The sequence below is a fragment of the Acaryochloris marina S15 genome (genome assembly GCF_018336915.1).
Taxonomy (GTDB): domain Bacteria; phylum Cyanobacteriota; class Cyanobacteriia; order Thermosynechococcales; family Thermosynechococcaceae; genus Acaryochloris; species Acaryochloris marina_A.
Window position 1 is genome coordinate 1,328,457 of the sequence record NZ_CP064923.1, and the last position, 11,091, is coordinate 1,339,547.

Annotated in this window: 10 protein-coding genes; 9 read left to right on the forward strand and 1 reads right to left on the reverse strand. The window is 49.0% G+C overall.

Annotated elements, in window-relative coordinates; translation table 11 throughout:
• Positions 1–167 precede the first annotated feature (167 nt).
• The 4 genes from I1H34_RS06875 (at position 168) to I1H34_RS06890 (ending at position 4,947) form a co-directional block, all read left to right on the forward strand.
• The gene (locus I1H34_RS06875) at positions 168–890 is read left to right on the forward strand and encodes a hypothetical protein (RefSeq protein ID WP_249369871.1); all 723 of its coding nucleotides are present in this window, start codon (positions 168–170) and stop codon (positions 888–890) included.
• 183 nt (positions 891–1,073) lie between these two features.
• The gene (locus I1H34_RS06880) at positions 1,074–2,726 is read left to right on the forward strand and encodes an ABC transporter substrate-binding protein (RefSeq protein WP_212666171.1); all 1,653 of its coding nucleotides are present in this window, start codon (positions 1,074–1,076) and stop codon (positions 2,724–2,726) included.
• Positions 2,727–2,735: 9 nt separating this feature from the next.
• Positions 2,736–3,761 (forward strand): ABC transporter permease, encoded by a 1,026-nt coding sequence (locus tag I1H34_RS06885; protein WP_212664949.1) that lies wholly within the window; start codon positions 2,736–2,738, stop codon positions 3,759–3,761.
• Between the two features lie 205 nt (positions 3,762–3,966).
• Positions 3,967–4,947, forward strand: coding sequence for a DUF1517 domain-containing protein (locus I1H34_RS06890; protein WP_212664950.1), 981 nt, complete (start codon positions 3,967–3,969; stop codon positions 4,945–4,947).
• Between the two features lie 36 nt (positions 4,948–4,983).
• Here the strand turns inward: I1H34_RS06890 and murG are convergent, their stop codons facing one another.
• Entirely contained in the window at positions 4,984–6,084 is a 1,101-nt protein-coding gene (gene murG, locus I1H34_RS06895; protein ID WP_212664951.1) for an undecaprenyldiphospho-muramoylpentapeptide beta-N-acetylglucosaminyltransferase, read from the reverse strand.
• A 198-nt stretch (positions 6,085–6,282) separates the two neighbouring features.
• Here murG and I1H34_RS06900 point away from each other — a divergent pair, with 198 nt between their 5' ends.
• From I1H34_RS06900 to I1H34_RS06920, 5 genes are all read left to right on the forward strand, one after another.
• Entirely contained in the window at positions 6,283–7,185 is a 903-nt protein-coding gene (locus tag I1H34_RS06900; protein WP_212664952.1) for a nuclear transport factor 2 family protein, read from the forward strand.
• Between the two features lie 12 nt (positions 7,186–7,197).
• Complete coding sequence (minC, locus tag I1H34_RS06905) at positions 7,198–8,013, forward strand: septum site-determining protein MinC (protein WP_212664953.1); 816 nt, start codon at positions 7,198–7,200, stop codon at positions 8,011–8,013.
• Positions 8,014–8,088: 75 nt separating this feature from the next.
• Positions 8,089–8,886, forward strand: a complete 798-nt coding sequence (gene minD / locus I1H34_RS06910) for a septum site-determining protein MinD (protein WP_212664954.1) — start codon at positions 8,089–8,091, stop codon at positions 8,884–8,886.
• A gap of 94 nt (positions 8,887–8,980) precedes the next feature.
• Positions 8,981–9,388: a cell division topological specificity factor MinE gene (gene minE / locus I1H34_RS32920; RefSeq protein WP_212664955.1), complete on the forward strand. Its 408-nt coding sequence runs from the start codon at positions 8,981–8,983 to the stop codon at positions 9,386–9,388.
• A gap of 305 nt (positions 9,389–9,693) precedes the next feature.
• Entirely contained in the window at positions 9,694–11,079 is a 1,386-nt protein-coding gene (locus tag I1H34_RS06920) for a gluconeogenesis factor YvcK family protein (RefSeq protein WP_212666172.1), read from the forward strand.
• Positions 11,080–11,091: the final 12 nt, after the last annotated feature.

The following is an 11,091-nucleotide window of genomic DNA, read 5'->3' on the forward strand; positions in this document are numbered from 1 at the left end:
TGCTAGCAAGAGGCGATCCTCCTGCAGCCACAAGTTGTTTTTGTAAGCAGAATCTTCCATATCCTGAGCTGACAGTGCCGGGGAAAACTCAACGAGATCACTCACCAAATCGTAAAAATGACAGCTCTCTAGTAGTGAACATAGTGCTTAAGACGATGGAGAAACGGATGCGAAAAACAGTATTAGGGGTAACTTTTATCCTGTTATCTATGGGGATAGCGAGTTGTGGGCTAGTTGGGGGTGATGAGCCTGAAGCTGAACAGGCTTCCGAGACTCCCACCGAACAGTCTTTTCCCGATGCCTCACCCGAAATTCCCTCTCCCCCTGCAGCAAAGGTGGTCTTAACTCGCCCCACCAATCCTGACGAACGGTTACGGGTAGTGAAGAGTGGTCGTGTTGATCCCTTCGCGGAAATTGTTCCAGCCGTTGTTCCAGAGAATTCTTCGCCTCGCACCGTTCCCTCCCAGGGACGGCCCCCCTCAACGGTGAATGTGCCGAAAACAACTGTGCCAGCAACTGCGCCGAAAGCAAGTTCTGCCCCCTCCGGAAAACCTTCTTCCCCTTCGACTAAACCGAGTACGACTCCTGGCAAAATTGTTTTGCCTACCTTACCCAAGCCAGAGGTTGCTCAAGGGGTAAAGGTAACAGGAGTGATTAACTTGGGCGGTCGGCCTAAGGCGATTCTGAAGGCACCCGGTGAAAACTCAACTCGTACCGTGGGGGTGGGGGACCGCATCGCCAATGGCCAGGTGTTGGTTAAGTCCATTAATCTCAGTAATCCTGCAGCGCCTGTTGTTGTGCTTGAACAATCTGGCATGAAAGTTAGAGTCAGTGTTGGCCAAGAGCCCATTGCCTTAGCGTCTGCGGATAAAGATAAAGACAAAAAATAGAGCCTCGCCTAGTAAAGTTTCCTGAGTAGGGACGCGTCATATTTTGCCCTCTCACTATAGAATGGCAAGACAGTAGAGCCGGATCAATCATTTTGGATGATTTGATACTGTGCCTCTGCTGTCTTTCTGTATATGCGAGAGAAGCCCTTGTTGACTCCTTCCAACTTTTTGACGCGTCTTGTACTGAAATCCCTCAACTATCTGGCTCAGAGATGGCGATGGCGAGGGGCAAGGTTCTATCTCAGTTTGTGCTGTTGTTGTCTATTGTTGATTGTGGGGTGCCAGCCGCGCAATTCGGGGCCGAGCCTGTCAACCTCTGGAGCTGAGACTCGCTTAGCAATTGGCACCACGGGTAAAGTTAGAACCTTAGATCCCGCTGATGCCTTAGAACTCTTTTCAGGTAATCTCCTCTACAACATGGGAGATCGGCTATACGCCTACAACAGCGGCACGACAGAACTGGTGCCACAGCTGGCTACAGAGTTGCCTAAAACGAGTGAAGATGGTTTGGTGTATACCATCCCTTTGCGAACGGATGTCGTTTTTCACGATGACACTCCCTTTGATGCCAAGGCGATGGAATTTTCCCTCAATCGCTTTATCAAAAATGGTGGACAGCCTGCCTTCTTATTGTCGGATGTCGTAGAGTCCGTGAAGGCCAAGTCAGCGACAGAGTTGGAGATTAAGCTGAAGAAACCGTTTGCAGCCTTTACAGACTTGTTGGCATTTTCGGGGCTAGTGGCCGTTTCGCCCACCGCCTACGAAATTGGTCCTGGCAAGTTTAATCCTTCCACCTTTGTGGGGACTGGCCCTTATGAGCTGGTTGACAATGGCAGCGACTCTATCCGTTTAAACCGCTTCGACAAATATTGGGGAGACAAGCCAGCCAACCCAGGAATTGACATTCAGAGTTTTACGAGCAGTGCCAACCTATACAACGCCTTTCGCACAGGATCCGTGGATATTGCCTATCAATCTTTGAATCCTGAACAAATTGAGTTATTGACGAAAGCAGCTGATAAAGGGGACTGGCAAGCCATTACTGGGCCAGGTAGCAACATTACCTATGTCAGCCTGAATCTCCGGGACGAAACCTTGAAAAAACCAGAGGTTCGCCAAGCCTTAGCCCTAGCTATTAATCGGCAATTGATCCAGAACCGAGTGTTTGATGGTCAAGTTGACCCGCTTTATAGCTTGGTGCCTAGTATTTTTGATGTCAGCAAACCGGTATTTCAAAGTGATAGTGGTAATTCTGATGCCGCCAAGGCCAAAGAGCTGCTGACCCAGGCAGGATACACCACTGAAAAGCCCCTGGAAGTGGAGTTTTGGTATCGTTCTAATGTCCCCAGTGATGGCCCTGCAGCTACGACGATCAAAGCTTATATTGAGCAAGAGCTGAAAGATTTAGCCAAGGTAGAACTGAAAAGTATTGAATCAGCAACAGCCTATAACAATTTGGATAAAGGTACCTATCCGATGTTTATGCTGGACTGGAGTGGCGATTACTATGATCCCGATACCTATATCCATCCTTTCTTAGACTGTTCAGAAGGAAATGCTGAGGAAGGCTGTAAAGAAGGCGCTACCGTTGGACAAGGATCGTTTTACTACAGTGAAAAAATGAATCAGCTGATCGATCAGCAGCGCCAAGAACAAGACCCGAGCAAGCGCCAGAAAACCTTTGAAGCGATTCAAGATCTGCTTGCCCAGGATGTTCCCTTTATTCCCCTCTGGCAACGCAAAGAATATGCTTTTGCCCGGCCTGATATTCAAGGTGTGCGCCTTGAACCGACCCAAGCTATGCCTTTTGCATCTCTCAGTCGTTCCTCTACATAGGACGTTATTATGTCTCGTTCTCGAGCCCTTCAGTCTTATGTAGTGGCCCGCTTATTGCTGGCCCCTTTGATGTTGTGGACCGTAACCACTGTCGTGTTTTTGTTGCTACGAGCAACACCGGGGGATCCGGTAGATGCCATCTTAGGGCCAAAAGCGCCGGCGGCTCAAAAACTAGCGCTGCGATCGCAAATGGGATTAGATCAACCCCTATGGCAGCAATATACCCATTACATGGGAGATCTATTGCAATTTGATCTAGGCACCTCCCTGACCAGCCGGGGTCAATCCGTTTGGGATATTATTCAGCAGTTTTTCCCTGCCACTTTGGAGCTGGCATTTTGCAGCATGATTGTGGCTTTGATGATTGGTGTCAGTGCTGGGATCCTTTCAGCATCCAGGCCTGGAACGGTGTTTGACCTGGGGGGGAGACTCTTTGGCATTATTACCTATGCGTTACCGATGTTTTGGGTGGGGATGTTGCTGAAGCTTTTTTTTGCGGTTCAATTGGGCTGGTTCCCGGATGGCACTCGGTTCCCGACACGAGTATTACCCCCCCAAGGCCCCACCGGCTTATATCTGATTGATAGTGTCCTTGCAGGAGACCTGCATGCTCTGGGCTTAACGCTCTACCATTTAGCGTTACCGAGTATCACATTAGGACTGGTTCTCAGCGGTATTTTTGAGCGAATTGTCCGGGTCAATCTAAAGCAAACGTTACAAGCGGACTATGTGGAGGCTGCTCGGGCCCGAGGGATTCCTGAAGGACGGATTCTAGTGGTTCACGCTCTCCGTAATGCCCTGATTCCAGTCATTACCGTTTTGGGACTTACCTTTGCAGCTATGTTGGGTGGTGCAGTGCTCACTGAGGTCACGTTCTCTTGGCCGGGGCTAGGAAATCGCCTTTATGATGCAATTTCACTTCGCGACTATTTTACGGTTCAAGGCATCATTGTCTTTGTCTCCGTCATTATTGTCATGGCTAGCATCGTGATTGATATCGTCAATGCCTACGTTGATCCAAGAATTCGATATTAGGGTTACGGTTGGTTGTCGGTAATCCCTCTGTTGGGGCGAACCCTTGACTAGAGAGAAGGATTAAACTTAAAACAAAGCAAGATTTGGGGCAGAGGATTGCCGATGACTGTCAGAATAATTCTGGTTGTCTTACCGATTATCGGGTCAGTCCTATTCTCTACGGTACGTCTCAAGATTGCGTTAATGTAAGCCCTCAGTGCGAAAGATGAATAAAAAACGTTCCATTTATAAAGCTTTTTCCCGCCTCCTCGTTGCGATCTCGCTTGTTGGTGTCTTAGTCTTCAGCAATGCCGATGCTGCCTTAGCGGCCCGTACGGGTGGTCGGATTAGCGGAGGAAGCTTCCGTCGTTCTGTGCCTTCTCGCTCCTATCGAAGCAGCCCTTCCCGTAGCTATTCGGGTGGCTATTCTCGAGGCGGTTACGCTCGGGGTGGCTATCGGGGTGGATTTGGCTTTCCTTTTCTCATCCCATTCTTTGGGTTTGGAGGGGGTGGGTTATTTTCCATTCTGATCCTGATTGCTGTTGCTAACTTCTTGGTGTCTAGCTTCCGTAATATAGCTGGAGATGGAGAGGGCCTTAACTTGGGGGGCAGCAGTTATGATCAGAACTCTGCAAATCCCGCTGTTACGGTTAACAAAATTCAGGTTGGTTTATTAGCCGAAGCCCGTGGACTGAAAGCTGATCTTGATCGGATTGCTCAAACTGGCAATACTGCATCCAGTACAGGTCTCGCTAAGGTGTTGCAAGAAACAAATTTAGCACTGTTACGCCACCCCGAATATTGGGTTTATGCCAGTGCTGAATCTGAACAAACCCGTCTTGTTTCTGCTGAGGCTAAATTCAACCATTTAGCGTTAACCGAGCGGAGTAAGTTTCAAGCGGAAACCCTGTCGAATGTGAAACAGCAGATCCAAGACAACAATGGAACATTAACGAAGACGGCGGATGCTCTAACTCAAGCGCCTGGTGAATATATTGTCGTCACGTTGGTGGTGGCTGCCCAGGGTAAGCAAAAGCTCCCAGATATTAAATCGGATCAGGATCTTCGCCAAGCCCTCAATCAAGTCGGCTCTGTTTCTAGCGACCAGCTATTAGCCTTAGAAGTGTTATGGACCCCCCAAGCGGAGTCCGATACCCTCAGTGCGGATGATTTAGTTGCGGCTTATCCCCACCTAAAAATCATTTAAGAGTTTAGCGCTTTAACGATACAGCACCTATATCTTTCATGGAGACGCTTCGATCTGCTCAAGAATGAGCTGGGCGAAGCGCTCTGTGCTGTTTGGGACTGCTAGGCTGTAGGCTTTTGCTGCCATTTCTTCTAAGATCTGGGGCTCCTGTATCCATTTGAGCACCGTCTGTTTTAGTTGTTCTTCGGTGAGTTCATCTTGGCGATACATCTGGGCTGCCCCCGCTTTGACAAAGGCGGCAGCATTGAAGGCTTGATGGTCTTCGGCTGCATAGGGATAGGGGATTAAGAGGGCAGGCGTGGATGCGATCGCAAGTTCGCTTAAGGTCCCTGCACCCGCCCGACTAATGGCTAAATTAGCCCGCTGCAGTAAACCGGCCATATTGTCGTAAAACGGCATTGATAGATAGTGGGGATGCTGAAAAGATTGCGTCTCAGGATCTTGAGTTCCGGTTAAATGAACGATCCAAGCCCCGTTTCCTAACCAAGCTGGCGCACAGGCTCGAACCAATTGGTTGACTGAGACGGCACCTTGACTGCCGCCCGCCACCACTATGAGTGTGGCCTCCTGCGGAATCGGTAAATCGAGTTCACAAGGGGTAAGAAAAGCTGGGCGAACAGGAGTGCCCACAACGACGGTTTTGGCTTTAGGTAAGTATTTTGTGGCATCCTCTAACCCCAACCCCACGCCAGTACAGATCCCACTGAGCCATCGCGTCACTTTTCCCGGAATCGCATTCGATTCATGGATCACTCGTGGCAGCCCCAAGGACCAAGCCGCCAAAATTGCAGGGGCGGCGATATAGCCTCCTGTGGTGAGCACGCCTTGAAATTGGCCTTGCTTTAGCAATTGACGGGTTTGCCAAACTGCCACGGCTAATTTCCCCAGGAGAATGGGCGTCTTTGGGCCTATCCGAGTTTGTAAGCCTTCGATGGAGACTGTACGTAACGGATATTTTTTGGGAACTAGCTGGGTCTCTAATCGATTGCTCACCCCTAGCCATTCCAGTTGAAACTGTTCTGCTTCGAGAACTTCGGCAACTGCCAGTGCGGGGAATAAATGTCCGCCTGTGCCGCTAGCCGCGATTAGGAACCGCTTGGGCTGTTCTGTCATGGCAACCGATTCGGAATTGCTCACTGTTGCTATCCTTGTAGGTGGAAGTTGAGAATTCTAGCGTTTTCGCCTTCTATAGGAAAGTTAATCTAGAATTGAGATGCTCCTTTCAGGGAAACGTGGCAAAGCTAATCACTCAACAGTGATGCTTCTTCTCCTAGAAGTTCAGGGGACCCTATCTGAAAGAGTGAATTGGTTCTTGTCATTACATACCACCATTCCATGTACAACTCTATCCGCATTTTGCAATCCGTTGTTCCCCAGACTGGCCGCCAACTCAATAGGGTCCGCCATTCTTTCAGCCAGCTGGGGGTTGGATTGTCCGCTGCCTGTCTATGCTCTTTAGGAATGGGAATGTTACCTCAGCTTGCATATGCTGAAAGCGTGGCCCCAGAAACGACTCAGGTAGATACGGATGCTCCACCTGCCTTGACCGAGCAGCTCGCTCAAGTTGATATGGCTGCGAACCAACAAGATCTCTCTAAATTGCTGGGCTTTTATAGTTCTAATTTTACAAGTGGCGATGGCCTGAATCGGAAAACCCTAAAGCAGGTGGTCGCCACATTTTGGGAAGATTACCAGGATTTATCTTATAAGACTGAATTAGTGGCTTGGGAGAAAAGCGCCCAAGGCTATACTGTTGAGACCAAAACCACCATCACGGGGACTCAAACCCTTGATCAAGGTCCTGTGAAATTGCACTCCACACTTCACTCTCGTCAGCAGTGGGTAGGTCAACAGATTGCCAAGCAAGAAATTTTGGCTGAACAGAGCAAGCTCACTTCAGGCCGGAAACCCCCTAAAGTGCAGGTGAACCTTCCTCAGGAAGTGGGAGTTGGCGAAAAGTTTGAATTTGATGTGATTGTAGATGAGCCTCTGGGAGATAACCCATTATTGGGATTAGCCCTGGAAGAATCGATCACTATGGAAAACTATCTGAAACAGCCCGAGCTTAAGCTAGAGCTGTTACCCGCTGGTGGTTTATTTAAGGTCGGTACAGCTGGAAATAAACCCATGAGCGAGTGGATTTCTGCCATTTTGGTGCAAGATGGTGGCATGACGATTATCAGTCAGCGACTGAACGTCGTTCCGAAAAAAAAATCGGCCGAACAGTCACGCAAGTAAAAAAGGGCGTTTATGGAACCAGAACGGCTTAGGGCTTCACTTGCCTCTACTTCTCCTCCTAGCAGCGAATCAGAATCAGAGACGGAGTCGCCTCGGGTTGCCGAAGTCCAACTCCATCTGGAAGCTGACGATGGTAAGTTATTGCTCTACCTACCGGCTCCCAGTGAAACCACCTTGGAATGGGCAGATTTACTAAAAGAAGTTAAAAAGCAGTTGGAAGCCGGAACGCGATTTTGGCCTCCGAATACTCTAGTGGAACTGGTCACCGGCGATCGCCTACTCGATCATCGACAATTGCAGACGATCGTCAATGCCTTATCTGCCGTCAAGCTACATTTAACCCGCATTCATACCAAACGTCGGCAAACGGCTGTCGCAGCTGCGACCTCGGGCTATTCCATTGAACAGCAAGCTCATATCTTGCCAATGGCTCAGTCCACCATTGCGCAGTTCACGTTAGATGATGACCAAAAAGATGCGGCACCGCTTTATTTACAAAAAACCCTGCGATCGGGAGCCGAAATTCGTCATCCTGGAACCGTTGTGATTATGGGAGACTTAAATCCTGGTAGCTCGATTGTTGCGGATGGTGACATTTTAGTCTGGGGGCGTTTGCGGGGCATTACCCATGCAGGGGCCAGTGGCAACGAACAAAGTCAAATCATGGCTCTCCAGATGGAGCCCACTCAATTGCGGATTGCAGATTGGGTGGCTCGGGCACCGGAATCACCCCCCGATCAGTTTTATCCAGAGGTGGCCTATATTGCTAGTGATGGGATCCAAATTGCCCGGGCTGCTGACTTTAGCAAAAATATGATCCAACCCTAGCGAAATCGCGAAATTGATATACACTATTAATCATTTGTTTGGCTGAGTTGACAAAGTTGTAACGCTCTCTGTTATATGGGTCGAATTATAGTTATTACCTCTGGCAAAGGTGGGGTGGGTAAAACCACCTGTTCAGCCAATTTAGGAATGGCATTAGCAAAGCTAAACCATTCAGTCGCGCTCATTGACGCTGACTTCGGATTGCGCAATCTTGATTTGTTGCTGGGTCTAGAAAACCGTGTGGTTTATACGGCCCTAGAGGTCTTGGCTGGGCAATGCCGCTTAGAACAAGCCCTGGTTAAAGATAAACGTCTGCATGATTTGGTGCTTCTACCCGCAGCCCAAAATCGCAACAAAGACGCCGTAACGCCAGAGCAGATGAAGCAGCTCGCTTATGCTTTGACGAAAAAGTACGATTTTGTCTTGATCGACTGCCCGGCGGGGATTGAGATGGGGTTTCAGAATGCGATCGCAGCTGCAGACGAAGCCTTAATTGTGACGACTCCCGAAATTTCCGCTGTTCGAGATGCGGATCGCGTAGTGGGGTTACTTGAAGCGCACCATGTTAAAACCATCAATCTAATCGTGAATCGCATCCGCCCAGCGATGGTCCAGGCCAATGACATGATGTCGGTCCAGGATGTCCAAGAAATCCTGGCCATTCCTCTGATTGGCATGATTCCCGACGATGAACAGGTGATTGTCGCGACCAACCGTGGGGAACCCTTAGTACTATCAGAGAACTTTTCTCTTAGCGGTATGGCTCTGCAAAATATTGCCCAGCGGATTGAAGGAAAGGACATCGATTTCCTAGATCTCAATGCCCCCTACGATACGCTGTTCTCTCGGGTTCGACGTTTCTTTAAACGGTAGTTATTTGCATATCCTCCAGCACATCAGCCAACCTACACGTCATACTGTAGCCATTAACTCTAACTGTGGACGTTCACGCTTACGTTGAAATTCTATGATTAGCGATTTTCTCGAACGGCTTTTTCTCGGCCAAGACATGACGACTAGTCGTGATGATGTCAAAAGTCGGCTCAAAATTGTCTTAGCCCATGATCGAGCTAACCTGCCGCCAGAGCTGATGGAGGCGATGCGTCGAGAAATTTTGGAAGTGGTTTCTCGCTATGTAGAGATCGATACAGAAGGGCTCAACTTCAGTTTGGAATCCGATCAGCGAGCGACGGCCCTAATCGCCAATTTACCGATTCGTCGCATCAAATTTGAGCCGGATGCTCAAGCTGCATCAGAGTTAGAAGATGCTCCTGAGCTGGGTAACATCTCACTAGAGACTTCAGCGCCAAGGCTTGCTGATGCTTCATCTCCCTATGATGTTTCTCCAACGCCTGATATCGACTTGTCTTTGTGATCAAGGTGGGGTACTGAAGGTTGCATCACGCCCTATTAAGCGGGCCTATCTTACCCTTCCTCCCTTGCCAATCCGTTCTCAATATCCTGCTTAACTTTTTCTTCCCCTATAAATTGGGGGTTAACGCCAACTTTGGGAAAAGTGATTCGAGCTAAGAGCTGAGCTGCAATTATCTTTTATTTCCAAAAAATTAGAGACAAATTACCCTAAGCTATACTCAGACCCTTGCCACAACATTTCGACTTCAAGGTGAATAGGCATAGTTTTGCCTCTCTATAATTTGGACATAAGCACTTTTGTGGTTGATGCTCATGGGATCTCCCAAACAGACGATAACTTCTTATAAAGGCAAATCGTTGCAGCATCTTCCCGGACGGTTAGGTCGTTCCATTCGCTGGTTGTCCCCTGGACTATCGATTAAGCGTTGGTTGTTTTTAAGCGCAATTGGTGTCCTCTTGACCAGCCTGGGATTAGCCATCCTGGTCCGCCTAACTCCCATCTTTTACGTTATCCAGTTTTTAGAATCTGCACTCCAGTTTTTTGCCCAGGTTTTACCCAGACAGATCAGTGGCCCTCTCGTGATCATATTGGGCTTATTTCTAGTGTGGTGGGGACAAGCACGAACCTTAGGGTCCATTACTGAAGTCTTAATTCCAGATAGCCAAGAGGAGGTTGTGGATCGCCTCCTCGTGCATCGCCGTTTGAATCGAGGTCCCAAAATCGTGGTGGTAGGGGGCGGCACTGGTTTGTCTACCTTGCTGCGAGGCTTGAAATCTTATAGCTCAAACATCACAGCTATTGTTACAGTTGCAGATGACGGTGGATCTTCGGGACGCCTGAGACGTGAAATTGGTGGTTTACCCCCCGGGGATCTGCGTAACTGCATTGCTGCTTTAGCCGATCAAGAAAAATTGATTACGGCGCTATTTCAATATCGGTTTAAAGCTGGAGATGGACTCGCTGGCCATAGCTTTGGCAACTTGTTCTTAACCGCCATGAGCGAGATTACTGATAGTTGGGAGCAGGCGATTGCTGCCAGTTCCCAGGTGTTAGCCGTTCGAGGGCAGGTCTTGCCCGCTACCCTCAGTGACGTCAGCCTCTGGGCCGATTTAGAAGACGGTCGCTGTATTAAGGGAGAATCCAAGATTACAGCTGCAGGGGGCAGAATTATTCGCGTGGGCTGTACCCCTGAACGCCCGCCCGCTTTACCAAAAGCTATTCGAGCAATTATTGATGCCGACCTGATCATTCTGGGTCCTGGGAGTCTCTATACCAGCGTGGTCCCCAATCTGCTGGTGCCAGAAATTGTGGAGGCGATTGCCCGTCGAACCGTGCCTCGGATCTATGTCTGCAATATTATGAGTCAGCCTGGAGAAACGGATGGCTATACTGTTGCCGATCACATTAAGGCTCTAGATGCTGCCTGTGGTAAGCGAGTCTTTGATGCAGTGCTGGTGCAGAAAAAATTGCCTTCCTCGATGGCCTTAGCTCGCTACATGCAGGAAAATGCCCATCCCATTGTGATTGATCGTGAAATGTTGATGCGGCTTGGATGTCGAGTGATTCTTGCCAATGTCATGGATGAAGATCCAAATACCCAGTTTGTTCGCCATAGCCCCGAGCTTTTGTCTCGGGTTTTACTGCGATGGTATGGGCGAGTCAACCGCATGGAACATCCTACTCATGCCTAAAGATAGAGAATT